This window comes from Corynebacterium atrinae (assembly GCF_030408455.1).
Classification (GTDB): Bacteria; Actinomycetota; Actinomycetes; order Mycobacteriales; family Mycobacteriaceae; genus Corynebacterium; species Corynebacterium atrinae.
The window spans coordinates 1-26002 of sequence record NZ_CP046977.1; the positions used below are offsets into that span (position 1 = coordinate 1).

Consider the following 26002-nt stretch of genomic DNA (forward strand, 5'->3'; position numbering starts at 1 on the left):
GTGGCCGAACAACATGCGTCGCTGATTGACACCTGGGTGGAGATCAAAATCGATCTTCTCCAGCAATCCGATCGACCGGACTCGCCGATTCCTACGTTCACTCGCCAGCAGAAGGCCTTTTTGGAACTCGCCCAGCCGATCGTGCTCGTTGACGGCTACGCCGTTCTCGCGACCCCCCATGCCATGGCCAAGCAGGTCATTGAGAACGAGCTGGGGGAGCACATCGTCAAGGTGCTCACCGAACGCACTGGCCGCCCGTGCAGCCTGGCTGTGAGCATCGAACCCCCAGCCATGCAAGCTGAAATGCAACTTGACCAATTCATGCCGACGCCAACGGTGACGGCCGGATGGACAACGACTCACGCCGTCGTCGAGACGCCAGTGACACCAGAACCTCCCGCTGTTTATAAACAAAGCCAACGCATGCCGCGTGAGAAGCCAGCGCACGATCCCAACCGAGAGAAATCCCTCAACCCGCGCTATACCTTTGAAAGCTTCGTCGTGGGTTCATCCAACCGCTTCGCTAATAGCGCTGCGGTCGCCGTCGCCGAAAATCCGGCTCGCGCCTACAACCCCCTGTTCATCTGGGGAGGCTCAGGGCTGGGCAAGACCCACCTCTTGCACGCCATCGGCCATTACGCGCAGGTGTTGCAACCGGGACTGCGCGTCAAATACGTCTCCAGTGAAGAATTCACCAACGACTACATCAACTCAGTGCGCGATGACCGGCAGGAAACCTTCAAACGCCGCTACCGCAACCTCGACATCCTCATGGTCGATGACATCCAGTTTCTCGCGGGTAAAGAGGGAACGCAGGAAGAGTTCTTCCACACCTTCAACGCCCTCCACCAGGCGGATAAGCAGATCGTACTGTCCTCGGACCGTCCGGCTAAGGAATTGACCACGCTCGAGGATCGCCTGCGCACCCGTTTCGAAAGCGGACTGCCGGTGGATATTCAGCCTCCGGATCTGGAAACACGCATCGCGATCCTGGAGAAGAAGGCCCAGGCGGATGGCACGACGATCGATCGCGCCATCTTGGAGCTCATCGCCTCGCGTTTTGATTCTTCGATCCGCGAGCTCGAGGGGGCTCTCATCCGCGTTTCGGCGTACTCCTCCTTGATCAACGAGCCCATCACCATGGACATGGCCGAAAGCGCGCTACGGGAAATCCTTCCCGATGCCGACGACATCGACATCACCGCCACCACCATCATGGAAGTGACCGCGGAGCATTTTGAGATTTCCCAAGATACCCTCACAGGTGCTGGGAAGACCCGCTCCGTCGCCCACGCCCGGCAGCTGGCAATGTATTTATGCCGCGAGCTCACCGATCTTTCTCTGCCCAAGATCGGGCAGGAGTTCGGCGGCAAGGACCACACCACCGTCATGTACGCGGATCGCAAGATCCGCAAGGAGATGACTGAAAAGCGGGACACTTACGACGAAATTCAGCTGCTGACGCAGCGGATTAAGACCCGCGGACGTCGATAAGCAGAAATTGGCCGCCAGGAGACTGGCGGTTTTTCTTTGTCCACAGAGTTATCCACACCTGTGTAATTACAGAATTGTAATTCAGTGATTCAGCGCACTATTTGCTGGCCGGACGCAGCCCAAGGGCCATGTGGACAACCCCGGTTTTGTTGTTAGTGGAATGGGGAACAACCACCCGTCATCTGTGAAGAAATTCCCACCCGCGCGAGTTGTCCACATGTGCCTCGATTTATCCACAAGAATCCCACACGCGAATCACAACCCGGATGAGTCCACGGACCTTGTCATTTAGGGCTCCGTCCACAGCTTGCACAGGACCTACTGTTACTACCAGCTTTTTAACTCTCAATTAACTAGAAGAAAGAGGATGTGGGGAGAACTGCTCAGCGTGCCTGAAGCAGCGAGGAGCGAATGACAATCTTGGGTGCTGAGATGGCGGCTGCGTAGGGTACGTTGGTGATTGTTATTTGAGTGGCAAGAAAGCGACGTTTGAGGAGTCCCGAAAGCATGGAGTCACAAGCAGTGTCATTCCGGGTGTCCAGGGATGACCTGGCCAATGCCGTGGCCTGGGTGGCCAAAGGCCTGCCCAGCAAGGTGACGCAACCGGTCCTGCGGGCCATGCTCATCACGGCCGATGATGCTGGTTTGGAATTCGCGGGCTTCGACTACGAAGTCTCGTCGAAGGTGCGCATCGCCGCCGAGGTAGCCGAGCCGGGTCGAGTGGCGGTCGCCGGCAAGCTCATCGCCGAGATCGTCAACACCCTGCCCAACAAGCCGGTTGACGTGCAATCCGACGGCTCCAAGGCCATCGTCGCTTGTGGTTCCTCCCGCTTCGAGCTGCCACTCATCCCGCTGGATGATTACCCACAAATCCCGCAATTGCCCGAGGTCACCGGCACCATCGACCCGCGCCTGTTCGCCGAGGCCGTCACCCAGGTCGCCGCCGCGGCGGGTAAGGATGACACGCTGCCCATGCTCACCGGCGTGCACGTCGAGGTCCAGGGGGCCCAGCTGCGCCTAGCCGCCACCGACCGATTCCGCCTGGCACTGCGCACCTGCGAATGGACTCCCACGTCCCCTGATGTCAGCGCCAAGCTCCTCATCCCGGCGAAGACGTTGCTGGATAACGCCCGCACCCTTGATGCCCAGGCCAGCGATCCGGTGGAGATCGCCGTGGGCCAGGGCGATCAGATCGGCGCCGCCGGACTTTTTGGTGTTCACACCGAAAACCGCGAAACCACCACTCGCATGCTCGATGCGGACTTCCCGAACATCCAGCCGCTGCTGCCCAAGACCCACACGTCGATGGCATCCGTCGAGGTTGCTCCGCTGCAGGAAGCGATTCGCCGTGTCAGCCTGGTTACCGAGCGCAACGCGCAGATCCGCATGGAATTCTCCGAGGGTGAGCTCATCCTTTCGGCCGGCGGCACCGACTCCGGCCACGCAGAGGAGCGACTGCCTTGTGCGTTTGTGGGCCGCGATGAATTGACCATCGCCTTCAACCCCGGTTACCTGCGCGACGGCCTCGCCGTGGTGCACAGCAACCGCGTGGTGTTCGGCTTCACCGAGCCCTCCCGCCCCGCCATTTTGGTGCCCGAGCCGGAGGAGCTGCCGGAGGCGAACGAGGACGGCACCTTCCCCACCCCGGAGACTCATTTCACCTACCTGCTCATGCCGGTTCGCCTGCCGGGCTAAACCCTGGCAGATCCCGAGAGGGGTGACTGTAGCATCTTCATCAAGAGCCTTGACCTGCGTGATTTCCGCTCCTGGGCGGAATTAACGCTGGAGCTGGAACCGGGAATTACCCTGTTCGTGGGCCGCAATGGCTTTGGCAAGACCAACATTGTCGAGGCCCTGGGCTACGCCGCCCACCTGAGTTCCCATCGGGTGTCCCATGACGCCCCGCTGGTGCGCTCCGGTGCGTCCAATGCTCGGATCTCCGCTACGGCCGTGAATCAGGGCCGCGAACTCACCGCTCACCTGCTGATCAAGCCGCATGCGGCGAATCAGGCGCAGATCAATCGCACGAAGTTGGGATATCCGCGCGAGATTCTCGGCGTGGTGAAGACGGTGTTGTTTGCCCCGGAGGATCTGGCGCTGGTCCGGGGTGAGCCGGCGGAGCGTCGGCGCTACCTCGACGACATCATCGCCACCCGTACTCCGCGCTTGGCCGGGGTCAAAGCGGATTATGACAAGGTGCTGCGCCAGCGCAATGCCCTCCTCAAATCCGCGGGGTCGGCGCTGAGGCGGGGCTATGACGACGCCGATGGCGCGAACGTGTTGGCCACCCTCGATGTGTGGGACGGCCAGCTGGCGAGCTTTGGGTCGCAGGTCATTGCCGCCCGTCGGGTGCTGCTCGCCGAGCTCGCCGGCCACATCCACGCGGCCTATGCGGGGATCGCCCCGGAGTCCCGCGAAGTCTCCGTGAGCTATCGGTCGACGGTAGACATCGAGGCCACCGATCCCGAGCTCATCGAAGCCGAAATGCTCGCTGAGCTGGGTCGAAAGCGCCAGCGGGAGATCGAGCGCGGGATATCCCTGGTCGGGCCCCACCGCGATGATCTCCTCCTCCACCTTGGCGCCGAACCCGCCAAGGGCTTCGCCTCCCACGGGGAGACCTGGTCCTATGCGCTGTCGCTGCGCCTCGCCGAGTTTTCGTTGTTGCGTTCCGATGGCACCGATCCCGTCCTCATCCTCGATGACGTCTTCGCCGAGCTCGATGCCCGCCGCCGCGAAAAGCTCGTCGAGCTCGCGGCCGACGCCGAGCAGGTGCTCATCACCGTCGCCGTCGACGGGGATCTGCCCGCCAACCTTTCGTCGCTTGCCGACGCCGCCGTCAACCGCTTCACGGTCTCCGTCGAACAATGCGAGGGCGGGCGGATGAGTGTGCTGCAGGAGCAACCATGACGGATCCAGTCTCCGCAGCCTTCGAGCAGATGCTCAAAGCGGCCGGGAAGCGGGCGGCGGCTGCGCCTCGGCAGCCGGTGCGGAAGAAGAAGAGGACCGGACGGCTCAGTGGGCCGGACGGGCGGGCGCCACGGCGCCCCCTGGACGTCGATACGTTTGGTTCCATCCTTGGGCGCGAGATCGACAATCGCGGCTGGAAGAAGGGGATGGCCGGAGGTTGGGTCAATGGCCACTGGGATGAGCTGGTCGGCGAGAAAATCGCGCAGCACACGAAGGTGGAAATGATCAAGGAAACGTCGCTGTTTATCACGTGTGATTCCACGGCCTGGGCGACAAACCTGCGGATGATGCAGCGACAGATCCTGCAGGTCATCGCGGAAAAAGTCGGCCCCGGCATCATCACCGAGTTGAAGATTTTTGGTCCCCGTGCCCCGAGTTGGCGGAAGGGCCCACTCCACGTCAAGGGTCGAGGACCCCGCGATACGTACGGATAAAGCGACCCGCCCAAAAACGCACGAGAAAGGCCCTCCGACGCGCGCGACCCCTTAGCTAGTAGGAACCCACTGGGTGTAGAATGAGAAAGTCTGACATTAACTTCTAGCGAGGAGTGTTCGTTTCACGTGGCAAACGCTGAACACAATTACGACGCGTCATCGATCACGATTCTCGAGGGTCTTGAAGCCGTCCGTAAACGCCCCGGCATGTACATCGGTTCGACCGGTACCCGCGGCCTTCACCACCTGGTGTGGGAGGTCGTGGACAACTCGGTCGATGAGGCGATGGCTGGTGAGGCCACCAAGGTCGAGGTCACCTTGCTCCACGACGGCGGAGTCCAGGTCGTCGATGACGGCCGCGGCATCCCCGTCGAAATGCACCCGTCCGGAGCACCAACTGTCCAGGTCGTCATGACCCAGTTGCACGCCGGCGGCAAGTTCGATTCCGATTCCTATGCTGTCTCCGGTGGCCTCCACGGCGTCGGTATCTCGGTTGTTAACGCGCTGTCGACCCGCGTTGAGGCGGATATCAAGCGCGAGGGCAAGCACTGGCTGCAGAACTTCAACAACGCCGTGCCCGAGGATCTCGTCGAGGGTGGCAACGCCCGGGGCACCGGCACCACGATTCGGTTCTGGCCGGACGGTGAGATCTTCGAAGATACCGAGTTCAACTACGACGTCATCGCGCGCCGCCTGCAGGAGATGGCCTTCCTCAACAAGGGCCTGACCATCACGCTCAAGGATGAGCGCGTCTCCGAGGCAGAACTCGAGTTGGAGGCTCTCGCCGAGGAAGGTGACACCGCCCAGCCGATCGACGGTTCCTCCTTCGATGACATCGAGGCGGAGGAGGCCCCGGCCGGTGCTGCTCCGAAGACACCGAAGAAGCGGGAAAAGAAGGTCGTCTACCACTACCCCGACGGCCTGGTCGACTACGTCAATCACTTGAACAAGTCGAAGTCGGTCATCCACCCGTCGATCGTCGGCTTCGAAGCCAAGGGCGATGACCACGAGGTTGAAGTGGCTATGCAGTGGAACTCCGGCTACAAGGAGTCCGTGCACACCTTTGCCAACACCATCAACACCCATGAGGGTGGCACCCACGAAGAGGGTTTCCGCTCTGCACTGACGTCGCTGGTGAACAAGTACGCCCGCGATCACCGGCTGATCAAGGACAAGGATCCCAACGTCACCGGCGAGGATTGCCGTGAGGGCATCGCCGCCGTCGTTGCGGTCCGCGTGGGCGACCCGCAGTTCGAGGGCCAGACGAAGACGAAGCTGGGTAACACCGAGATCCGGTCCTTTGTCCAGCGCATGGTCAACTCCCATGTCGGTGACTGGCTGGAGGCCAACCCTGCGGAGGCCAAGGCCATCGTGAGCAAGGCCGTGTCCTCCTCGCAGGCGCGTATTGCTGCCCGCAAGGCGCGCGAATTGGTGCGCCGGAAGTCCGCGACCGATCTTGGTGGTCTGCCCGGTAAGTTGGCTGATTGCCGCTCCAAGGATCCGAGCGCTTCCGAGCTCTACATCGTGGAGGGTGACTCCGCAGGTGGTTCCGCAAAGGCGGGCCGTGACTCCATGTACCAGGCAATTTTGCCGCTGCGAGGAAAGATCCTCAACGTGGAGAAGGCCCGCATGGATAAGGTGCTCAAGAACGCCGAAGTCCAGGCCATCATCACCGCGCTGGGCACCGGCATCCACGAGGAATTTGATATCTCGCGCCTGCGCTACCACAAGATCGTCCTCATGGCTGACGCCGACGTCGATGGCCAGCACATCGCGACCCTGTTGCTGACCCTGCTGTTCCGCTTCATGCCGCAGCTGATCGAGGAAGGCCACGTCTACCTGGCCAATCCGCCGCTGTACAAGCTCAAGTGGCGTTCGGGCGAGCCCGGTTACGCCTACTCCGACGCTGAGCGCGACCGGGAGCTGGAAGAGGGCCTGGCCGCTGGCCGCAAGATCAACACCGACGACGGAATCCAGCGCTACAAGGGCCTGGGCGAGATGAACCCCTCCGAGCTGTGGGAGACGACTCTCGACCCGCACACTCGTCTGCTGCGCCGCGTGGATCTGCTTGACGCCCAGCGAGCCGACGAGCTCTTCTCCATCCTCATGGGTGATGATGTGGCGGCTCGCCGTTCCTTCATCACCCGCAAGGCGAAGGACGTCCGTTTCCTCGACGTCTAGATCATGTGCTTTTCCAGGAGTCGGCCGAACTCGGGGACGGTCGGCTCCAGCACCTTGGCACCCTTGCCGCGCAGGGCGTTGTAGGCCTTGGCCAACGCCGGGACGGTGATTTGCTCGGCGTTGCGGTCAGCCACGCCCATCAGCGAATCGACGACCTGGTCGCGTCGGCCTTCGAGGAAGGTACCGAAGTCGGCTGCCCCGGCGGGATCTTCTTGGTAGGCCTGCCAGTGGGGTTGGAGGTCACCGAGGATCTCCGGCAGCGTGCGGCGAGCTCCCTTAGTCATGATGTCACCGTCCACCTCCTTCGCTGCGCCGACTGCGCCCTTGATGGCGGCGCCGGTGATGCCGGACTGGGCAGAAACAGTTGCGTCGGCGAAAGCGGCCAGGTCGGCGACGACGGCCGGGCGTTTGTCATCATTGAGCAACTGGGACAAATCGGACATGGGGAGCCTTTCGTCTTGTGATGTGAAGCACCCATCTTAATCTGAGACCTTGATCTGAGACAGCAAAAAGCGATCACCGTGGTTGAACTCACCGACGGGGATCGCTGCTGTTGTGGTTCTTCCGCCACAGGAACCTCGAGTCACATTATTCACTCTAATTCACTGCAACCACAACGGTTACAAACTCTACACACTCCCGTGATCTCTGAGCAAGATCTGGTGAGCGTTATGTCGCCCAATGGAGATATACCTCACGGCACAGCGCCCCGAACTCCGTATTGTGCCTGTCCAGCGGCTGAAGCTGAACCACCGTCTCCTCCAGGGCGGCAGCCGCCGTCGGCACGGAGGCGTGCACCCACACCCCATCGAGGCGGGCGCCGGGCACGACCGCTGCGGCGACGAGGGCCGAGAAGGATCGAACCTGGCAGCGATGGAACTCGCAGAATTCGTCGGCGACGAGCAGGAGTTGTTCGGGACTCAGTGGACGCATCTCAACCGGTCCTATCCCCGGGCCTGCCGCAGGCGGGCCTCGAGGGCCGCGCGGCCGGGGATGAGGTCGTGGGCGAGTTGGGCCACGGCGGCGTCGTTAAGCAGGCGGGACGCTGAGCTGAGGATGGCGCGGACGGCGGCCTCGTGCTTGCTGGAGCCTTGGGCCTCGGCGAGGAGGGTGAGCGCGCGGTCTTGTTCCGGGGTTAAACGTAGGGTCATCGCCATGCCTTATTGATACCAGAGTGGTAGCACGGGGACGTCGAAAATCTCTTTTATGGCGCCAAGACGCCCTTGTGGGGCGGCAAGGGGTAGAATTGCCTGGGTCTAGACCCCTATCAGGAAGGCTCCCATGAGCGACGATAACACCGGAGGAGAAGACCTCTTCGACCGGATTCTCCCCATCGATATCAATGAGGAGATGCAGACCAGCTACATCGATTACGCGATGTCCGTCATCGTGGGTCGCGCCCTGCCGGAGGTCCGCGACGGCATGAAGCCGGTGCACCGCCGCATCATGTACGCCATGTTTGACTCCGGCTACCGCCCCGAGCGCGGTTACGTGAAGTCGGCCCGCCCCGTGTCCGACACCATGGGACAGTTTCACCCGCACGGCGACGTCGCTATTTATGACACGCTGGTCCGTCTTGCCCAGCCGTGGAACATGCGCTACCCGCTGGTCGACGGCCAGGGCAACTTCGGTTCCCGTGGCAACGACGGCCCCGCCGCCATGCGTTACACCGAGTGCAAGATGTCGCCGCTGGCCATGGAAATGGTCCGCGACATCCGCGAGAACACCGTCAACTTCTCCCCGAACTACGACGGCAAGACCATGGAGCCCGACGTCCTGCCGGCGCGCGTGCCCAACCTCCTGATGAACGGCTCCGGCGGCATCGCCGTGGGCATGGCGACGAACATCCCGCCGCACAACCTCAACGAGCTCGCCGACGCCATTTACTGGCTCCTCGAGAATTTCGACGCCGATGAGAAGGAGGCCCTGGAGGCCTGTATGTCCTTCGTTAAGGGCCCCGACTTCCCGACCTCCGGGCTCATCGTCGGCGACTCCGGCATCAAGGACGCCTACACGACCGGACGCGGTTCGATCCGCATGCGCGGTGTCACCTCCATCGAGGAGACCAACAACCGCCAGACGATCGTCATCACCGAGCTCCCCTACCAGGTCAACCCCGATAACCTCATCGCCAACATCGCTGAGCAGGTAGCCTCGGGCAAGCTCGCGGGCATCTCCAAGATCGAGGACGAATCCTCCGACCGCGTGGGCCTGCGCATCGTGGTCACCCTCAAGCGCGACGCCGTGCCGCGCGTCGTGCTGAACAACCTGTTCAAGCACTCCCAGCTGCAGACCAACTTCGGCGCGAACATGCTCTCCATCGTTGATGGCGTGCCGCGCACCCTCCGCCTCGACCAGATGCTGCGCTACTACGTCGCGCACCAGATCGAGGTCATCGTCCGGCGCACCCAGTTCCGCCTCGACGAAAAGGAAGAACGCGCCCACGTCCTCCGCGGCCTGGTCAAGGCCCTCGACATGCTCGACGAGGTCATCGCCCTCATCCGTCGCTCCCCGACGGTGGAAGAGGCCCGTTCCGGCCTCATGTCGCTTCTCGACGTCGACGAGATCCAGGCCGACCACATCCTCGCGATGCAGCTGCGCCGCCTCGCCGCCCTCGAACGACAGAAGATCGTCGACGAGCTGGCCGAAGTCGAGCTCAAGATCGCCGACCTCAAGGACATCCTGGCCAAGCCCGAGCGCCAGCGCTCCATCGTCCACGACGAGCTCGAAGAGATCGTGAACAAGTACGGCGACGAACGCCGCACCCAGATCATCGCCGCCACCGGCGACGTGTCCGAGGAAGACCTCATTGCCCGCGAAAACGTCGTGGTCACCATCACCTCCACCGGCTACGCCAAGCGCACCAAGGTCGACGCCTACAAGTCGCAGCGCCGCGGCGGCAAGGGTGTGCGTGGAGCGGAACTCAAGCAGGACGACGTGGTCCGCCACTTCTTCGTTTCCTCCACCCACGACTGGATTCTCTTCTTCACCAACTTCGGCCGTGTCTACCGCCTCAAGGCCTACGAACTGCCCGAAACCTCCCGCACCGCCCGCGGCCAGCACGTGGCCAACCTGCTGGAGTTCCAACCGGAAGAGCGCATCGCCCAGGTCATCCAGCTCCAAAGCTACGAAGATGCCCCCTACCTCGTCCTGGCCACCGCCCACGGTCGTGTGAAGAAGTCCCGTTTGACGGACTATGAGTCCGCCCGCTCCGCTGGTTTGATTGCCATCAACCTCAACGAGAACGACCGCCTCATCGGCGCCGCCCTCTGCTCCGAGGACGACGACCTCCTCCTCGTCTCCGAGCAAGGCCAGTCCATCCGCTTCAGCTCCGACGACGAGCAGCTACGCCCCATGGGCCGCGCCACCGCCGGCGTGAAGGGCATGCGCTTCCGCGGCGACGACCAGCTCCTCGCCATGTGCGTCGTTCGCGACGGTGAATACCTCCTCGTGGCCACCTCCGGCGGCTACGGCAAGCGCACCGCGCTGAGCGAATACACCTCCCAGGGCCGCGGCGGCCTCGGCGTGGTCACCTTCAAGTACACCCCGAAGCGCGGTCGCCTTATCGGCGCTCTCGCCGTCGACGAAGACGACGAAATCCTCGCCATCACCTCCGTCGGCGGAGTCATCCGGACCGAGGTCAACCAGATCCGTCCTTCTTCTCGTGCCACGATGGGTGTGCGCCTGGTTAACCTCGAAGACGGCGTCGAACTGCTCGCCATCGACAAAAACGTTGAGGGCGAAGGCGAAGAACAAGCCGAAGCAGTGGCCAAGGGTGTCGCCGACGGACCCGCCGACTTGGCCAAGAAGAACCAAACCACCCTGGACGACCTCACCGAGGACGAGGAGTAGGCAATGGCCAAGCGTGACGTAACGATCACCCGGATAGCCCCGCTCTCCGCGTTCCGAGTCGCCCTCGCCATGTCCCTCGTCGGACTCGTCGCCTGGCTCCTCACCGTCGTCCTGCTCTACATCGGCATGGACGCCGCCGGAGTCTGGGACCAAGTCAACTCCCTCATCGGCGACGTCGGCGCAGACCAAGTCATCGGGTTCGGGCTCGTCATCTCCATCGCAGCCCTCCTCGGCGCCATCTGGGCGATCCTCGTGACCGTCCTGGCCCCCCTCGGCGCCATCATCTACAACGCCATTGTCGACCTCTTCGGAGGCCTCCAAATGCGCCTGCAAGAAGAAGCCTAAAAGGTAGTAGGGGCCGTCGCCTGGTTAAACACTTTAACGTGTTTAACCAGGCGATTTGTCTTAATTGTCCCCGTCTGGGTAATGTACTCTCTGTTCCCAGGGCCTATAGCTCAGTCGGTTAGAGCGCATCGCTGATAACGATGAGGTCGCAAGTTCGATTCTTGCTAGGCCCACAGGAACATGGGGCATTAGCTCAATTGGTAGAGCATCTGCTTTGCAAGCAGAAGGTCAGGAGTTCGATTCTCCTATGCTCCACAGAAAAAGGGCCACCACCAGCACAAACACCAAGTGCCGGCGGTGGCCCTCGTGGTGTCCAGGGCCCAACCCCACATTTACCCCACATTTTCATTTAAATAGGTGACCTTCGGAGCCAGGCCCTGGACCACATCGGATACATCCGAATTGACGTGACGCCAGTCCGTGTAAGCAGCCTCAGTGATACGAGTGTTTGAATGGCCTAGGACCTTGGCCGCGGCCAGCGAGTTGCCGGTGGTTGCAGTGATGTGAGTACCGTTTGTTCGCCGGAGACTGTGGAATGTCACCCATTCAAACTCCGGTCCCCGTGCCTTCCTCAAAGCGGTATTCACGTTTGCAGGTTGTCGTGGAGTGCCCTCCGATGTGGCAATGATCCATGGCACACCGGGTACGCGTTCAGACTTGAGCCGACGGAGGATTACGACGGCGAAAGCTGGGATAACCACTACACGCCGCCCGGCCTCCGTCTTGGGCTTGTCTTGGCGATACAGGCCCCCAGGCAGACCAAGACGCTGACCTTCGGCCTTTGAACGCCACTTCAAAGTTGCGTTGATCGTGACGGTGGGGCTGTTGCCTTCTAGGTCTGCCACGTCCTCCCACTGAAGGGCTAGCAGCTCGCCAATACGGCACCCTAGGGCAAGCTGGAGGTCAAATACGTCCATGAGATAGACCGCACGGGGACGGCCACCAGCTCCGGCGCCCGAAGCCCTTTTAGCGCGAGGGCCACCTGTGGTTTCGTACTCATGGATGCGCCTACGCATTTCAGTGAGTTCATCTAGGGTGAGAGCTCGCGTTGGGTCACGTTCATCGCGGCCAACGTCGATGTTGGCGGCCGGATTGTGGTCTACAGCACCTAAGCGGATCGCATAGCTGAACATTGATGTCAGGGTACGTTTCATTTCCGCACGTACACGCTTCCTCGAACCGGCCTTGGTCAGTACAGCCCGTTCTAGCCGGTCTACCGTGCATTCTCTAATCGCTAGCTCCCCGCATGCCTCAACCACGTAGTCGCGGTAGCGGATGTATTCGCGGCGAGTGTCTTGGTTAAGGTCACCGTCAACCACGCGCCGTTCGATGGTCTCCCACCATCGATTGGCAAGGGTTCGTAGTCGAGTGTCGCCGCCAAGTTTGCTGTCACGTTCTCCGACACGTTCCTTGACCCTCGCCTTTAGGGCGCGTTCAGCCTTCGGCTTAGTTGCGCCATTGGCTTCTACATCACGCATGGTGCCATCGAGTCCCCGGAAACGGGCCCGTGCCCGGTATTGGCCTCCTGGCAGACGAACGGTTGTGATCCTGCCGTGCTCCCCGATAGTCAGCCGAGGTCTAGGCATCTTCCACTACACCGCCCGCCTCTTGAACGCGTTTGATGTAAAGCTCAATGGAGTGTCGTAGTACGTGATTCAAGCTTCGCTGCCGTTCAACCTCTTCTAGGTCGCCATCTTCAAGATAGCTAGCTAGGGCCTCTTCACCTTGTGAGAGCTCAAAGCGCGCCCTATCTAGGAAGAGTGAGCGATCGATGAGTTGCCTCCCTGAATCCCATTCCGTGGCTTCCTGCTCATCATCCGGGTGTATGTATCTCGCCCCCTGTTCATTCTCAACAATCCGAAACTCCTTGTGTGGAGTCTCAGGACGATCGGTTCCAGAGGTCAAGTGAGCTGCCCACACGGAACTCGTGGTGTAGCCGGGAAAAGCTTCAACCTCACCGTCAGGTAGATCGGGATAGAGCAACGCAACAAACGGGGTGCGCAGGGCGTAGGCCAATGCAAGGGCATCGCCAAGCATTAGGCGATCCTTGCGTCTGCCAAGTTCGAAGTCTGTAATCGCTGTTCGGCTAATCGCGTGTCCGAACTGGGAAGTGCGCTCTGACACTTCTTGTGTAGTGAGTCCGAGTTGTTTCCGCCTGGCACGAGCGGCGGTAGCAAAGCGCTTCACGAGATCTTCTGACCATTCTGACATGGGTTTAAGCGTAGTCAACGTCACGTCGTCACCATTCCTTTCGGTTCCTGTGGGGGTCCAAGCAACCCCAACACTACATGTGTGGCCCTGCACATTACAATGATATCTGGCACAGTCATATGTGACAGCACACAATCAGACCTTGAAAGGATGGCTGAGTTGCAGCCGAAACAAGACTTCACCCTCATCCCCGCAAAGATGACGGCCCAACATCTGGGAGTGTCCACCCAGGCCCTGGCCAAAATGCGTATGAACGGAACAGGGCCAGCGTTCATCAAGATCGGCGCCCGGGTGCTTTACCACCCCGATGACATCACCGCCTACGTCGATGCCAACCGCCGTACCCACACCACGCCCGAGGTGGCGTAGTCATGGTCGATCACCACACCGATCATGGCGCCGTCACCGAAACCGCCGACGGCCTGACCATCACCACACCCACCGGCGCATGGCGCCTAGACGATGCCGCCGCCCTGGCCCTTGCCACGAAGCTCACCAGCACCCTCCACGCCCGACTCACCCGCCCATGGGATGACACTGACACCACGTCGATCCTCGACCGGGGGACGAACGGGGACCACAGCAACGCTGAGCAGGGAACCGCATGAGCCACCACGACCGCATCGACACACTAATCACTGAGCTTCACGATTTGAACAGGCAGTACATGGCCCTGCTGGACAACGGGACTGACGAAGAGCTCGCCGCCATGGACGAACAGATCATTCCGCGACAGGCCGAGCTAGTGAAGCTCATTAACGAGTCCTACGAGTCCGTCAACGGTGATCGCCGTGGGTAAGCGCACGACGATCACCCTGCAGGGCGGGGCAACGTACAGCGGGCAAAGCGTGGAGACCATCGTCCGCCGGGAATGGGGCCGTAGGGCCCGGTTTACCCCCTCCCTCAACCCGAACACCCCGGAGGCTGGACACATCGTCCACCCATCGGCCTATGACCCGAAGGTGAGCCACATCATCGCCCCGGTCCTCCACATCGAGACGACATGAGCACCCCCCGAGCCACTCGCCAACTCCCCCGCAAACAAGAAAAACCCTGTGGTGTTGCAGCACCACAGGGAAACGATCACCAAATCACTGGAAGGCAGATCACTATGAATTCTACCAGCTACGAACCCCCGAACTTCATTGAAGAGGTCAGCAAGCGCGTCCACGTTTTCATTGACCGAACGCCACATGATCCGTATGCGAGTGTGTGTGTCCCTGGAAGGTCAGCCGGAGGACTGCACGGACCTCACAGAGGAAGAAACGCGGTCACTCATTGCTGAGCTTCAAGCGGGGTTGGCCGTCCTGGAACAGCGGGAGCCGGTGCCGTTTTGGCCGGTGGCGACTGCGTAAATGTGGGGTTTATGTGGGGTAGTACAGGAAATGGACTACTTCAGCAAAGTGCCGACCTAGAAATAGCAGGTCAAAGCACATAATTAGCTGACGTGTGAAGTTTCAAACTACTGATTGCCCCTTTGTGAACAGGGTTTTCTGGGCGTGAACTATCGGAGTTATCCACAGGATCGCTCTTAAAACCCTGACCGCCAATGCCAACGTGTGACAGTTAACGCCATGGATACCCCGCCGCAATTCATCCACATCCACACAGCAGCCACTCGCTACGGCATCTCACTGCGCACCCTCCACCGCCGACTCAGTGACGGGTTGCTCACCCGCTACCGACAGCCGGGCAACCCCCACAGGGTCCTACTGTCCGTCACCGAGCTAGACGCCCTGTTCTACCCCACACCCCAGGCCGTCTAGCCAGGCAAAGAAAAACCCCGGTGCGCGCTCACGACACCGGGGAACATTCCCAGAAGGGAACAAACCAACGATGAACACACTAACACACCGCAACGACGCTCAACAATCCTTCGTACTGGAGTGCGCACGGCGACGATACAAAGCCGCTGACAGATTGTCGCCACTTCCCGGATACAACCAGCGTGATCCCGATAGGAGCAGGACCATTAACCCAACCATGGACACACGAACGATTGTGTCAATCGCTGAAAAGGGTGGTCTGCTGTCCGCTGAGCAGCTTCGGGCCGCGTGGAGGGCTCACCCTAAGTGCCGGACGATGTTGGAGGCAGTCGCCTACCTGCAGCGCGACGGGTGGGCCGCATGACCTCCCCTCACCTCACTACCGTCCCCCACGTCGAAGACCTTGCCATGGGCCCCGAAGAAGCCGCCGCCGCGTTCGTAGAAGACCTTGCGAACCAACGGATCAGAAGCGGCACGTGGCTTAACAATCAGGTATTCGACCCCCTGCAATGGTCTGTCCCCAACATCCTCCCCGAGGGCTACGCCATGCTTGTCGCCCCACCGAAGGCTGGAAAGTCCTGGCTTGTCGCCGGAGTTGGGTTGGCGTGCGCCGCCGGGGGCTACGCACTAGGCGGCATCCGCGTGGAGGCGCGCCCCGTGCTCTATTTCGCCTTGGAAGACGGCGACCGGCGCCTACAAGATAGGTTCCGCAAGCTGGAGGGCTGTAACTTCATTCCCCGAGCCATGCACCGCATCCTAGAAGTCCGAGACCTCAACGAGCTAGTGATACTCGCTGAGCACTTTCAAGACCTGTGCTTACAAGACAAGACACTGCCCCCGCTCATTATCGTTGACACCCTTGGAAAAGTGAACCCCGGACGCAAGGGCAACGAGTCTCAATACGATGCCGAATACGGCGTGGGCTCACGACTTCAAAACCTCGCCAAACGCGTACCAGGAACCACCGTCCTTGCAGTCCACCACACCAACAAGGGCGAACACTCCGACTTCCTCAACAGCGTCTCAGGCACCCAAGGTGTCACCGGCGCGTGTGATGCCGTCCTAGTCCTCAACCGCGCCCGCAAATCAGATGACGCCGTGCTCTCAATCACGGGGCGGGACATCGAGCATGAGACCGAGTACGCGATTACTTCGGAGGCCGGGAAGTGGGTACTAAAGGGTGGCAGTCTCGCAGAAGCCGAAGACGCAGCGCAAGAAGTCAAAGCCGACCAGGTGGAAGCGGCATCACGGGCACGCTACGGCGACCAGACACAGGCCATTCTCCGCGCCGTCAACGACGTTGGACCCGGTGAGACGATCACAGCGAAAGACGTCGCCGAAGACTTAGGGATCGGCAACGACATGGCCGGTAAGTATCTGCGTCGCTTGATGAAAGACGGCCGTATTGCCAAGGCGGGAAGAGGTACCTATAAACCGCTGTCCGAAGTGTCCGAAGTGTCCGATTCCCAGGTCACAGGGCTAAAAGACTCACTTTTCGATTCGGACAATTCGGACATGTCCGAAACGGACTCACCACCGATTAGCAGCCTGACCAGCCATTAGGACACTTCGGACAGTTCGGACACCCATATGAGATACCTCGCCCGCCCACCGCCGTAACCAAACCTCACATCACCCCAACCCAACCCGCACACCGTCAAGGAGACACCCCCCGATGACCATCATCGACCCGTTCAACATCGAAACCGAACTCTGGTACACCATCAGCGACTACGAAACCGCCGGGAAAGCACTCGCCGCCCACCGCGCCGACTACACCCCCGAAGGACTCGCCAACGCCTTCACCACCCGCACCCAGAAAACAGCCCTCAAGCTCACCACCATCCGGGCCACCATCGACACCTACGCCGATGCCCTCAACAACGTCGCCACCTACGAACAGGCCGCGCTGCTCCCGCCGGTAACCGGCGCGTACTCCACCGCCGATGAACTCGCCGCCGCCCGCATCCTCGCCCGCCCCGGCACCTGGGACCACAAGCGCTACATCGAGACCATCACCCCGAAGTTCGGCACCACCGCCGCAACACTGCTCACCGAAGAGCTCACCGCCCGCGGACTCTCCACCGACATCGTGGACGCCGCCCTGTCCGCCAACGAACGCTACAAAGCCGCCATGGACCTCCACCTGCAGATGACCATGGGCCTCAATGCTGTCCTCCGTCCCCTGCTGAAAGAAGCCGAACGCGCCGCCAACGCCGAGACGTGGGTCAGCCACCACAAGTACCCCGGCAACTCCGCCGTTGGACTGAGCGACGTCCACGAAGACCTCACGCTTCATACCTCCGGCAAGATCAACGCCCGATCCCTCACCAACCGCTAGGAGCACCCCCACCATGAGCCACTACACAGACCTACTTGCCCGCATCGAACACGGCTACTACATCGACCCCCAACAGTTGGCACACGCCAAGCACGACCACGACCAGCAAATCGAAGCCGCCGCCGTGGATCAACAGCTCGCCGACGATAAGGCCGCCGCTGAAGCCGCCTTCAAAAAGCACCACAGCAAGCACAACGCCACCCACCAGCCCGTCATCACCAAGCTGCTCACCGACCTCAAGGCCGCCCACGCCGACCTGGTAGACGCCACAACCGCGTTCACCGAAGCCCAACGGGCCTACAACCAGATCAAAGCCACCCGTGATGCTAAACGCCAAGAGCTCTACGACTACATCAACGAGCACTACGGCCACCGTGACTACATGATCGACACCCGGGTAGGTAAGTCCCTCTACGACACCCACATCGGCGGCATGGGCGCTGTCATCGTAGAAGGCAAGGTCATCAACTACGACGGCACCGCCCGCAACGATGGGGCAAGCGATGACAACTAACCCCCAACAGCACGCCACGGACCCCATGACCTGTGAGTTCGTGACCATGATCCAACGAGAAATTGCAGCACTAGACCCCACCAAGGATACCGACGTGACCGAGCTCGCCGCTATCGCCCGGACGGTCACCGGCGTCTTGGAGGGCTAAGAGAGGGAAGGTTAGACCGTGCCAGTCCACCCCGTGAAAAAACCGAAGCCCGCCGACGTGAAGCGCCTCCACGCCGCTGGGTGTGGCCGCAACGAGACTGCCCGCCGGTTGGGTGTCTCCCGCCGTCAGGTTGATCGCGTCGCCGACAAACTTGGGTTGGAGTGGAACACGAACATGACCGAGGAAGCTGTCACCGCCCGCCGCAAGGCCGCTGAAAATGAGCGGCGGGACTTGGGTGACGGTTTCCGTGAGGTCGCCCTCGACTGCGTGACCCGCGCCTTGCTGGAGGAAGAGGACACTGCTGAGCGGCGCCGTCTTGTCCTTACTGCGGAAGCAGCGTCGCGTAGTGACCTTGCTTTGTTCAATGCGACGGGAGTGTCGGGGGATCGTGCTACTGAAGAGTTGGCGGCCGTGTTGGAGACGTTGCGGGGGAGTTTCGCGACGCTGGATTCCGAGCCGCTAGACGATCTAGAGGATGTGGACGACTATTCCGATGAATATGATGGTTTCTAGGGCGTACTGCAGCTAGGGCATGTTTTGACACTGTGACGAATACCCGTGCTGAGCAGCACGAAACGGGTATCAATTATTCGAATGATAACGAAGAGGTGAGAGCAGATGAATAACGAGCTACTCCCCGGCATCGACCGTTACGCCTCGGCTGAGGCTGCTCTCCTTCGCTACGCCGATGATGCGGACTGGGCTTACCGTGCCTCTATCAACATGGGATACGGCGAGTACTGGAACGGCGTGGAGGACCTCCTCGACATGTTCGACCGCGTGCAGGTGACCCCAGTCCCGCATGATGTGATCGAGAATGCACGGAAGGTGCTCACCAACCCTGACGAGTGGACTGATGAGGAGATAGCACGCGCTAACCGCGTCCTCGATAAGGTTGCCGCGCTAGGCGAGCCCACCTAGCCCCCTCACCGCGCCGCTGCACGGCCATAGGGCGCGTTCGCAAGCCCCGAGGACCGTCCCGCCTAAGTTGACCGTCTAACCGCCGAGCAGGGTGTTGAATCATCCCGAACATGGGAGAGAGCGCACCATGCCACCGAAGCAAGAACAAAGCATTCATCAACCCCTACGGGGCACACGATCGGTCTATCCGGGCCGCGCAAAAGATGTGTTCCCAATGCCCTGTGATCCGGGAGTGTGCCCTAGAGGCGCTGCGCTCCGGCTCCACCCTTGATGACAGCATTGTCACGTTGGGCCGGGAGGTGATCGCCGCCGGGCATGTCCTCCCGAAGGGTGACGCGTCGAATGATGACGTTTGGCCGGTGGCCCGCAAACTCGCCAAGATCGCTAGGGTTCGGCCCCCTGCCTATGTGGTGTCACGGCCACGGTTTCGCCCACCGTCTCAGTGTCGTGAGTGTGGGAGGCCGATGGTGCCATGGACGCGGGGAGAGGTCCCCGAGGGGATGGCTATGCATTACGCGCAGGGGTGGGGTCAGTGTTGCCGTTCGGCGTATCGGATGCATCGGGAAGTGAGGGAGGTTCCCGTGACGCGGAAGCCGGTTGATCGGAAGCGTCATCATCCCGAGACGGCTAGGGCGCGTGCAGCCACAGCAGCGAGACGGGCCACTAATTGCCTTCGTACAAGTGAACTATCGACCGCCACGGGCGGGGAAGACAGGTCTGGAGCCACTGGAGCAGGTGGGTAGTTCCTAATTGCCCCACATTTACCCCACAAATTGGAGTAAATGTGGGGCAATCTAGCGGAATGTTCGAATAGCATGCCAATTTACAAAACCTATTTTGACCGGCGCAATAGCGCGCAACAGTGTGCATTGGATACTAGAACAAGATAGCTAATCACAAGCAGAAGGTCAGGAGTTCGATTCTCCTATGCTCCACAGAAAAAGGGCCACCACCAGCACAAACACCAAGTGCCGGCGGTGGCCCTCGTGGTGTCCAGGGCCCAACCCCACATTTACGGGTTAAGTAGCAAAATGTGTGTCTTTGCGGCGTGTCGACTTAAGGGACATTTTGTGTGTCTTTGTCAGTGGGATCGTCCGGCCCAGCCCTGGCGGACCCACTGGGACTGTGAGCGCTCGATCCCGGTGTCGAATCCTACCGGGCGCCCGTCGCTGGGGCCGGATCGTCGTTGGCAATCCTGCTTGATGAGTTGTGCTGCCCGGCGTTTGCCGACCCGACGACCTCCCGCGCCTGCGTGTCTACGCCCGCATCTTCGGAGCGGACACCGTGGCGAAGCGAAGGGGCTACTACGTCGATGCTCGCCCGCACGCCCATGCTGAGAACCAGGCCTGCACCGCGCAGCAAGCTCGCGCCGAAATCGAAGCGCTACGCGCCCTCACCCCCGCCGTGGCAGTCGAGCGAATCGATCAGACCCGCGCGGCGGAACAGGCACAGCGTCACGCGGCCGAGCGTACCCTGAACGAGCGCCAACGCCAGCTCGGTTCCGCGCCGTACTCCCGCGACCACGGCGACCGCTACAGCGGGCCGTCGCTCAGCCGGTGACGGGACCGTTTCACGAACGCCCCCGCGTAGCAGGAACGATGTCGCATAGGCATACGACCCGTCGGGCTGGGTTCGCCCGAGGTGGAACAGTGGTGTGGGATAATGGGAAAGTGGAGACCAATGACCACGCGGAGGTGACGGAGCAGCTCCGCGCTCTGGAGCCGATCTTCCATCGTGCCGAGGTTGGTTCCGGCCGTGAGGTTTTCGAGTCGATGACCGCCGCGGGTTATTGGGAGGTCGGGGCGAGCGGTCGCGTCTATGCGCGGGAGTACGTCATCGAGACGTTGGTCGAGCGATACGCCCATCCGTATAAGGATCTATGGACGATCGACAAGTTCGAAGTGCGTAGCTTGGCCGATGGCCTTTTCCTCGTTACTTACGAACTCGACCAGGAGGGCAGGCGCAGCCGACGCTCGACGATCTGGCGCTGGTCGTCGCGCGGATGGATCGCGGAGTATCACCAAGGTACCTTGGCCTAGTTCGCCAGGTTCATCGTGGGGCGACGTAGCTGGACGCACACTCCGGCTCGCTACCGGAGCTACGGCCCCTACTGATCACGCGCGACTGAATGGCTGCGACTCGTCGGCCTACCGCGTCTTAAACCACACCGTGCCCCAGTGAACCCGGAACTGACGCGCCAGAGTATTCACGCTGATCCCTTGCGCTCGGGCCGTTCGCATAGCGTCCACTTCGGTGTCTGTGAGGCGTGTTCGAGGTCGCTTCTTTGGTTCCGCCGACGCGCCGATCAATGGTTCGTCCAGCTCTCCGGCAGGGTCTGCATCTTCGCGGATGCCCTGATTCCACGCGGAAACAAGCCTCTCAACCCGAGGTCGTCTGTTCCCGTAGTACTCCATTGCGTCCACAAAAAAGGGCCACTACCAGCACAAACGCCAAGTGCCGGCGGTGGCCCTCGTGGTGTTCAGGGCCCAACCCCACATTTACCCCACACATTAGGCGATGTGCGTTATCTGGTGGGCCTATCCTGCCGTGGTTTCGATGCTGAGCGATCTCGAGCGGAATTCCAATCTCGAACCTAAAAGCCTTAGGGACTCGGTTACGTCCTTTAGCGTGGTGTATCTGTAACTGCCGGTGACGACCCCCAGAGAAAATGTGGGCGACCACCGCAGTACCTTTCGAATCAACTCTTACCTCTCCTCGAAAGGGAACCCACGATGGCCGCTGGCCCCCATTCTATCGACCCGACCACCTACCTCGACGATCTACTCTCCCAGGCCTCGCCGGACCTGATGCGCGAGATGCTCCAAAGCTTCATCAACCAGATTCTGTCGACCCAGGCCGACCAGGTCTGCGGCGCCGATTACGCCACCACCAGTGATGCTCGCGTCAACGTCCGCAATGGCTACCGCCACCGCGACCTCGACACCCGCGTCGGCACCGTGGATGTCGCCGTGCCGAAGCTGCGCACCGGCTCATTCTTTCCGGACTGGCTGCTAGAACGACGCACCCGAGCCGAACGGGCCCTGACCACCGTCATCGCCACTTGCTACCTGAAGGGCGTGTCCACCCGCAGGATGAACGACCTGGTCGCCACCCTCGGGATATCCAACCTGTCGAAGTCGCAGGTATCCGAGATGGCCAAGGATCTTGACTCCATGGTGGAGGATTTCCGCACCCGGCCGCTGGATACCAGCCCGTATCTCTACGTCTCGTGTGACGCCCTAACCATGAAAGTCCGCGAAGGCGGACGGGTGGTCAAGACCTCCGTGCTGCTGGCCACCGGCGTCAACGCCGAAGGCTACCGGGAATTGCTGGGCATGCAGGTCGCCACATCCGAGTCAGTCGCCTCATGGACCGGCTTCTTCCGCGATCTCAAGGCCCGGGGCCTAGATGAGGTGTACCTGGTCACCAGTGATGCGCACGTGGGTATCCAGCACGCGATCGGCGAGGTCCTGCCGAATGCGTCGTGGCAGCGGTGCCGCACTCATTTTGCGAAGAACCTGTCCGGGCTGGTGTCGAAGACGCAGTGGCCGACATTATCGGCGATGTTCCACACGATCTTCCAGCAACCGGATGCAGCATCGGTGTGGGCCCAGGCCCGCGAAGTCGTGACCTTCTGCGAGCAGAAGTTCCCGCACGTAGCCGACTACCTGGAGGAGTCCCTAGACGAGCTGTTGGCCTTCACCCACGCCCCGAAGAGCGTGTGGAAAAAAGTCTGGTCGAATAACCCCACCGAGCGGCTGAACCGGGAGATCCGCCGGCGTACCGACGTCGTCGGGATCTTCCCCAACCGGGACGCCGTGGTGCGTCTGGTGGGCGCGGTCCTGGCCGAGCAGCATGACGATTGGATACAGCAGAAGCGCTACATGTCGCTCACGGCACTGGAGCAGACGAAGGCCATGATGAGCGCCACCGTCATCGATGCCGGCGAATCCACTCAGGAGGTCGCATGAGTCGACACCACTACCGGGCTCGGGACGGCCCTTGCACCGTCATCCTGCCTGTTTTATCGAAAGGCAGAAACACCACTCCCGCGGACTTGACCGATACGCATCTCGGTAGGTGGTGGATCCCTCGTAGGTGCTGGAGACTACCGCCTGGGCGAATCGACGGCTGAGTCGCAAGGGCTGCGTGTAGTAGTAGTTTCCACCGCTGCTATCGCCACGTTGTGTTTCCAGGATATGGATGACTCGTTCTCGCTCTTCGTCGTAGAGCTGGCGAAACTCGTGCCAGTTCAAGAGCTGAGCGTCGTATATTCGTTTGAGTACTACCAATGTGCTGGCACGGTACTTCTTGGCCAGGCGTTCCAGCTCTTCTGTGCTTGCTTCACCACGGTAGTCATCGCGCAGCGCGCTAAGTGGGACGAGTACTTCGGCAGCGACCAGGTTGCACCACAGTTCCTCGGCCTCGCCGCCTATGGCGGTCATGGCAGCATCGGACAAAGCACTCTCTCCGAGCCAAATGTGCGCCAGTTCATGGATGTTGGTGAAGATTTGGGCGGCTTTAGTGTCGGCTCCGTTGACAAAAATCAGGGGTACTAGTGGATCGGCTAGGGCGAAGCCACGAAATTCACGAGGATTAAGTTTACGATGCGTATTTGCACCCACGATGCCATTGACCATCACTAAGACGCCAATGTCTTCGATACGGTCAATCAGCTGCCGTAAAGCGTCCTGCCAATTCCTGAACAGGTGTCGGTCGCTCAGCTCAAATGTGAGGAGATGGCGCATCTGGCTAGCTACGTACGACGTCGGAGTCCGGATAGTTGCGGAGCCGACGAACTCGGGTTCGACGATCGCGTTGTCTCGGGCGTAAGCGCGGTACCAATCCTGGCGTTCCTGGCAAAGGTAGATGGTGTCCAGTAGGTCGGCGGATGGTTGGGGGATTGCCGCATTGCCAATGGTGCGCATGTCGGGGATTGGAACGTTCTCCACGGGTGGATCGGAGAGAAAGAACATTCCGAACGGAGTGTGGGTGTCCTTGGCAAACGCCTGCAACTGCTTCAGCGTGGGACGGTGTGTTCCAGCAATCCACTTTCCGACCTTGGGGGCCCGACGCTCTACTGTTTCCTCATCCCATCCTGCCCGTCTAATTGCCCAGAGGAAAAGGTTAGGGCCGACATCAATGTGTACGGTCATCACGTCCACTTCCCCTTGGTCAACAGGCAAGATGTTGTTACAGAAGGCAGACTACATGGCCACCCCGACATGACCATCCCAAACGAGATCAGACCCGGTTGACGTCAGAATCTCTCAACCAAAAACCCGTTCAGAGCAGAAGTGAAAAGCTCGGGCTTCTGCGTATTCACCTGGTGCCCGGCGCCGCCGATGATGTGGAGATCGGTGTCGGGGATGCCGGCGGCGAGGGCACGCGCGGCTGGTAGGTTTGCCCGATCTCTGGAGCCGCAGAGTACCAATGTCGGTGCGGTTACCTCAGCCAGGCGGGTGGAAAAGTCAACTTTCGCTACGCCGCGCAGAACGGACAGTAGTTGGGGTTTTCGCAGGCCACTCCTTGCAATCAACCGCGCCGGCACGAGCCGCATGATGGCAGTCTGGGTCCGCATCACAGTTCGCGGTGGCGTCACCTGTCCGGCCGCCAGGGTGAGGGAGCGCACTCGCTCCGGGTGATCGATGGCGATCTGCAGTGCGATCATCGCCCCCAACGACAACCCGCACAGGTGAAAATTATCGACGCCGCGATGGTCAAGCTCCGAGAGGATGCCCGCCGATGCGGCCGGGAGTGAGAACTCCCCACTGATCTCGTCACCCGCCCTGAGGCCAGGAATCCTGATGGCCATGCCGGTGAATCCGGCCGGAAGGTGGTTGACCTGGTGGTTCCAGGCTTCGGGGCTGTCGCCGAGCCCGTGGATGAAGATTACGGTGTGTTCGCCGTCCATAGCGACCATTCTCGCATTGGCAACCGTCGATGGTGGGCTCACTATGGAGGGCATGCCGAGTGGTGATGATCCAGAGGTCAGTGACCTTGGGTACTATGCACCCAACGGCGTCGTCGTCTTATATACGGGCGAGGTGGGCTTCTGGAACGGGATCGCTCGCATTGACCGCATGGAGGGTGATCAGTCGGTCACCATCGAGCGCGCCGGGTAGGTCAGGAGCGGATGGCCAGGATCGCGCCGTGGGGCCTGGAGCCTGGATCGGTGCGGGTCTCGCACTGCGTCACGGTGAATCCGGCTGCTTCGACTTCGGCGGTGAGGAGATCAACTGGCCAGTAGTACGCGGTGGTGATCGCATGGTCGAAGGGGGCGAGTTGTGGCCCGGTGAAGAATCCGAGGGCGAGGCCTCCACCTGGTCGGAGGCAGCGAGCGAACTCGAGGAGTGCAGCGCCGGGGTGAACATGAATGAGCGAGTACCAGGCAAACACACCCCCGAGGGATCCGTCGGCAACGTCGAGATCGTCCCCGCGCCCCACTCTGAAGCGCACACCTGGATAGGTTGCCCGAGCACTGTTGATGAACTCAGGCACGGGGTCGATGCCCTCAACGGTGAGCCCGAGGGAGGTGAGGAAATGTGTCCAGTGGCCGGGCCCGCACCCGACGTCGAGCACTAATCCGTCGAGATTGCGCGCCCACGTCTCAATGAAGGCCAGATCCACGGGGGATACCTGTTGGATGCTGCCGAGGGCGGCTATGTACTCGCTGGCTCTCGCGCTGTATTGCGCCCGGACGGAATCCAACGGTTCAACCATGCTTCCACTGTGCCACGCGAGGGCAACCCCTAGATCTCTTTAGGAACAGCCTAGGGGTCATAATGCCTGTTTGCCGTAGATCGCCGAGAACTTTGTCCATACGAT

General features: G+C 61.0%; 33 protein-coding genes and 2 tRNA genes. 27 read left to right on the top strand and 8 right to left on the bottom strand.

Annotated elements, in window-relative coordinates:
- Positions 1-48: 48 nt before the first annotated feature.
- The 5 genes from dnaA (at position 49) to gyrB (ending at position 7076) form a co-directional block, all read left to right on the top strand.
- Positions 49-1494, top strand: a complete 1446-nt coding sequence (gene dnaA, locus CATRI_RS00005; protein WP_435384210.1) for a chromosomal replication initiator protein DnaA — start codon at positions 49-51, stop codon at positions 1492-1494.
- Between the two features lie 507 nt (positions 1495-2001).
- Complete coding sequence (gene dnaN, locus CATRI_RS00010; RefSeq protein ID WP_290218401.1) at positions 2002-3189, top strand: DNA polymerase III subunit beta; 1188 nt, start codon at positions 2002-2004, stop codon at positions 3187-3189.
- 33 nt (positions 3190-3222) lie between these two features.
- The gene (gene recF, locus CATRI_RS00015; protein WP_290221201.1) at positions 3223-4401 is read left to right on the top strand and encodes a DNA replication/repair protein RecF; all 1179 of its coding nucleotides are present in this window, start codon (positions 3223-3225) and stop codon (positions 4399-4401) included.
- Positions 4398-4895, top strand: a complete 498-nt coding sequence (locus CATRI_RS00020; protein WP_290218404.1) for a DciA family protein — start codon at positions 4398-4400, stop codon at positions 4893-4895. The genes recF and CATRI_RS00020 overlap by 4 nt, the downstream gene beginning before the upstream one ends.
- Before the next feature lie 126 nt (positions 4896-5021).
- A complete protein-coding gene (gene gyrB / locus CATRI_RS00025; RefSeq protein WP_290218406.1) occupies positions 5022-7076 on the top strand; it encodes a DNA topoisomerase (ATP-hydrolyzing) subunit B in 2055 nt (684 codons plus the stop codon).
- On the opposite strand, the gene CATRI_RS00030 is transcribed toward gyrB, so the two are convergent.
- The 3 genes from CATRI_RS00030 to CATRI_RS00040 all read right to left on the bottom strand — a co-directional run bounded on the left by CATRI_RS00030 (position 7073) and on the right by CATRI_RS00040 (position 8233).
- Entirely contained in the window at positions 7073-7519 is a 447-nt protein-coding gene (locus tag CATRI_RS00030) for a DUF6918 family protein (RefSeq protein WP_290218408.1), read from the bottom strand. The two genes, gyrB and CATRI_RS00030, sit on opposite strands and share 4 nt — an antisense overlap.
- Positions 7520-7745: 226 nt before the next feature.
- Complete coding sequence (locus tag CATRI_RS00035) at positions 7746-8009, bottom strand: TetR family transcriptional regulator (RefSeq protein ID WP_290218410.1); 264 nt, start codon at positions 8007-8009, stop codon at positions 7746-7748.
- Between the two features lie 11 nt (positions 8010-8020).
- Entirely contained in the window at positions 8021-8233 is a 213-nt protein-coding gene (locus CATRI_RS00040; protein WP_290218413.1) for a CopG family transcriptional regulator, read from the bottom strand.
- Positions 8234-8357: 124 nt separating this feature from the next.
- Here CATRI_RS00040 and gyrA point away from each other — a divergent pair, with 124 nt between their 5' ends.
- The 4 genes from gyrA to CATRI_RS00060 all read left to right on the top strand — a co-directional run bounded on the left by gyrA (position 8358) and on the right by CATRI_RS00060 (position 11528).
- Positions 8358-10928 (top strand): DNA gyrase subunit A, encoded by a 2571-nt coding sequence (gene gyrA / locus CATRI_RS00045; protein ID WP_290218415.1) that lies wholly within the window; start codon positions 8358-8360, stop codon positions 10926-10928.
- A 3-nt stretch (positions 10929-10931) separates the two neighbouring features.
- Positions 10932-11273 carry a DUF3566 domain-containing protein gene (locus tag CATRI_RS00050; RefSeq protein ID WP_290218417.1) on the top strand — a complete coding sequence of 114 codons (342 nt, stop codon included), beginning with the start codon at positions 10932-10934 and terminating at the stop codon, positions 11271-11273.
- Positions 11274-11372: 99 nt separating this feature from the next.
- Positions 11373-11446 (top strand) — tRNA-Ile (locus tag CATRI_RS00055).
- Between the two features lie 9 nt (positions 11447-11455).
- Positions 11456-11528 (top strand) — tRNA-Ala (locus CATRI_RS00060).
- 77 nt (positions 11529-11605) lie between these two features.
- On the opposite strand, the gene CATRI_RS00065 is transcribed toward CATRI_RS00060, so the two are convergent.
- Together CATRI_RS00065 and CATRI_RS00070 are read right to left on the bottom strand one after the other, a co-directional pair.
- On the bottom strand, positions 11606-12751 hold the full coding sequence (locus tag CATRI_RS00065) for a site-specific integrase (RefSeq protein WP_290218420.1): 1146 nt from the start codon (positions 12749-12751) through the stop codon (positions 11606-11608).
- Positions 12752-12851: 100 nt separating this feature from the next.
- Complete coding sequence (locus CATRI_RS00070) at positions 12852-13484, bottom strand: hypothetical protein (protein ID WP_290218423.1); 633 nt, start codon at positions 13482-13484, stop codon at positions 12852-12854.
- A 150-nt stretch (positions 13485-13634) separates the two neighbouring features.
- On the opposite strand from CATRI_RS00070, the gene CATRI_RS00075 reads away from it, so the two are divergent.
- The 17 genes from CATRI_RS00075 (at position 13635) to CATRI_RS00150 (ending at position 23145) form a co-directional block, all read left to right on the top strand.
- Positions 13635-13853: a helix-turn-helix transcriptional regulator gene (locus CATRI_RS00075; RefSeq protein WP_290218426.1), complete on the top strand. Its 219-nt coding sequence runs from the start codon at positions 13635-13637 to the stop codon at positions 13851-13853.
- Positions 13854-13855: 2 nt separating this feature from the next.
- Complete coding sequence (locus CATRI_RS00080) at positions 13856-14092, top strand: hypothetical protein (protein ID WP_290218428.1); 237 nt, start codon at positions 13856-13858, stop codon at positions 14090-14092.
- Positions 14089-14283, top strand: coding sequence for a hypothetical protein (locus tag CATRI_RS00085; RefSeq protein ID WP_290218429.1), 195 nt, complete (start codon positions 14089-14091; stop codon positions 14281-14283). Before CATRI_RS00080 ends, CATRI_RS00085 begins: the two co-directional genes overlap by 4 nt.
- Entirely contained in the window at positions 14276-14491 is a 216-nt protein-coding gene (locus tag CATRI_RS00090) for a hypothetical protein (RefSeq protein WP_290218432.1), read from the top strand. The genes CATRI_RS00085 and CATRI_RS00090 overlap by 8 nt, the downstream gene beginning before the upstream one ends.
- Positions 14492-14677: 186 nt before the next feature.
- Positions 14678-14839 carry a hypothetical protein gene (locus tag CATRI_RS00095; RefSeq protein WP_290218434.1) on the top strand — a complete coding sequence of 54 codons (162 nt, stop codon included), beginning with the start codon at positions 14678-14680 and terminating at the stop codon, positions 14837-14839.
- Between the two features lie 219 nt (positions 14840-15058).
- Complete coding sequence (locus CATRI_RS00100) at positions 15059-15250, top strand: hypothetical protein (RefSeq protein WP_290218437.1); 192 nt, start codon at positions 15059-15061, stop codon at positions 15248-15250.
- A 235-nt stretch (positions 15251-15485) separates the two neighbouring features.
- Complete coding sequence (locus CATRI_RS00105; protein ID WP_290218439.1) at positions 15486-15614, top strand: hypothetical protein; 129 nt, start codon at positions 15486-15488, stop codon at positions 15612-15614.
- Entirely contained in the window at positions 15611-16813 is a 1203-nt protein-coding gene (locus CATRI_RS00110) for an AAA family ATPase (protein WP_290218441.1), read from the top strand. Before CATRI_RS00105 ends, CATRI_RS00110 begins: the two co-directional genes overlap by 4 nt.
- A 112-nt stretch (positions 16814-16925) precedes the next feature.
- A complete protein-coding gene (locus tag CATRI_RS00115) occupies positions 16926-17591 on the top strand; it encodes a hypothetical protein (protein ID WP_290218444.1) in 666 nt (221 codons plus the stop codon).
- Positions 17592-17604: 13 nt separating this feature from the next.
- Complete coding sequence (locus tag CATRI_RS00120) at positions 17605-18105, top strand: hypothetical protein (RefSeq protein WP_290218447.1); 501 nt, start codon at positions 17605-17607, stop codon at positions 18103-18105.
- Positions 18095-18253 (top strand): hypothetical protein, encoded by a 159-nt coding sequence (locus CATRI_RS00125; RefSeq protein WP_290218450.1) that lies wholly within the window; start codon positions 18095-18097, stop codon positions 18251-18253. The genes CATRI_RS00120 and CATRI_RS00125 overlap by 11 nt, the downstream gene beginning before the upstream one ends.
- Positions 18254-18286: 33 nt before the next feature.
- On the top strand, positions 18287-18766 hold the full coding sequence (locus CATRI_RS00130; RefSeq protein ID WP_290218453.1) for a hypothetical protein: 480 nt from the start codon (positions 18287-18289) through the stop codon (positions 18764-18766).
- 105 nt (positions 18767-18871) lie between these two features.
- Complete coding sequence (locus CATRI_RS00135) at positions 18872-19174, top strand: hypothetical protein (protein ID WP_290218457.1); 303 nt, start codon at positions 18872-18874, stop codon at positions 19172-19174.
- A gap of 110 nt (positions 19175-19284) precedes the next feature.
- Positions 19285-19917 carry a WhiB family transcriptional regulator gene (locus CATRI_RS13550; protein WP_353959728.1) on the top strand — a complete coding sequence of 211 codons (633 nt, stop codon included), beginning with the start codon at positions 19285-19287 and terminating at the stop codon, positions 19915-19917.
- Between the two features lie 466 nt (positions 19918-20383).
- Complete coding sequence (locus tag CATRI_RS00140; protein ID WP_290218460.1) at positions 20384-20734, top strand: hypothetical protein; 351 nt, start codon at positions 20384-20386, stop codon at positions 20732-20734.
- 110 nt (positions 20735-20844) lie between these two features.
- Positions 20845-21213 carry a nuclear transport factor 2 family protein gene (locus CATRI_RS00145; protein ID WP_290218462.1) on the top strand — a complete coding sequence of 123 codons (369 nt, stop codon included), beginning with the start codon at positions 20845-20847 and terminating at the stop codon, positions 21211-21213.
- Between the two features lie 693 nt (positions 21214-21906).
- Positions 21907-23145, top strand: a complete 1239-nt coding sequence (locus CATRI_RS00150; protein WP_290218465.1) for an IS256 family transposase — start codon at positions 21907-21909, stop codon at positions 23143-23145.
- 39 nt (positions 23146-23184) lie between these two features.
- On the opposite strand, the gene CATRI_RS00155 is transcribed toward CATRI_RS00150, so the two are convergent.
- Both CATRI_RS00155 and CATRI_RS00160 read right to left on the bottom strand, forming a co-directional pair.
- Complete coding sequence (locus tag CATRI_RS00155) at positions 23185-24330, bottom strand: ImmA/IrrE family metallo-endopeptidase (RefSeq protein ID WP_290221204.1); 1146 nt, start codon at positions 24328-24330, stop codon at positions 23185-23187.
- Between the two features lie 104 nt (positions 24331-24434).
- Positions 24435-25088, bottom strand: coding sequence for an alpha/beta fold hydrolase (locus CATRI_RS00160; RefSeq protein ID WP_290218469.1), 654 nt, complete (start codon positions 25086-25088; stop codon positions 24435-24437).
- A 16-nt stretch (positions 25089-25104) separates the two neighbouring features.
- On the opposite strand from CATRI_RS00160, the gene CATRI_RS00165 reads away from it, so the two are divergent.
- A complete protein-coding gene (locus CATRI_RS00165) occupies positions 25105-25299 on the top strand; it encodes a cyclophilin-like fold protein (RefSeq protein WP_290218472.1) in 195 nt (64 codons plus the stop codon).
- Position 25300: 1 nt separating this feature from the next.
- Here CATRI_RS00165 and CATRI_RS00170 read toward each other — a convergent pair whose 3' ends face one another.
- On the bottom strand, positions 25301-25897 hold the full coding sequence (locus CATRI_RS00170; protein WP_290218474.1) for a class I SAM-dependent methyltransferase: 597 nt from the start codon (positions 25895-25897) through the stop codon (positions 25301-25303).
- Between the last annotated feature and the right edge of the window lie 105 nt (positions 25898-26002).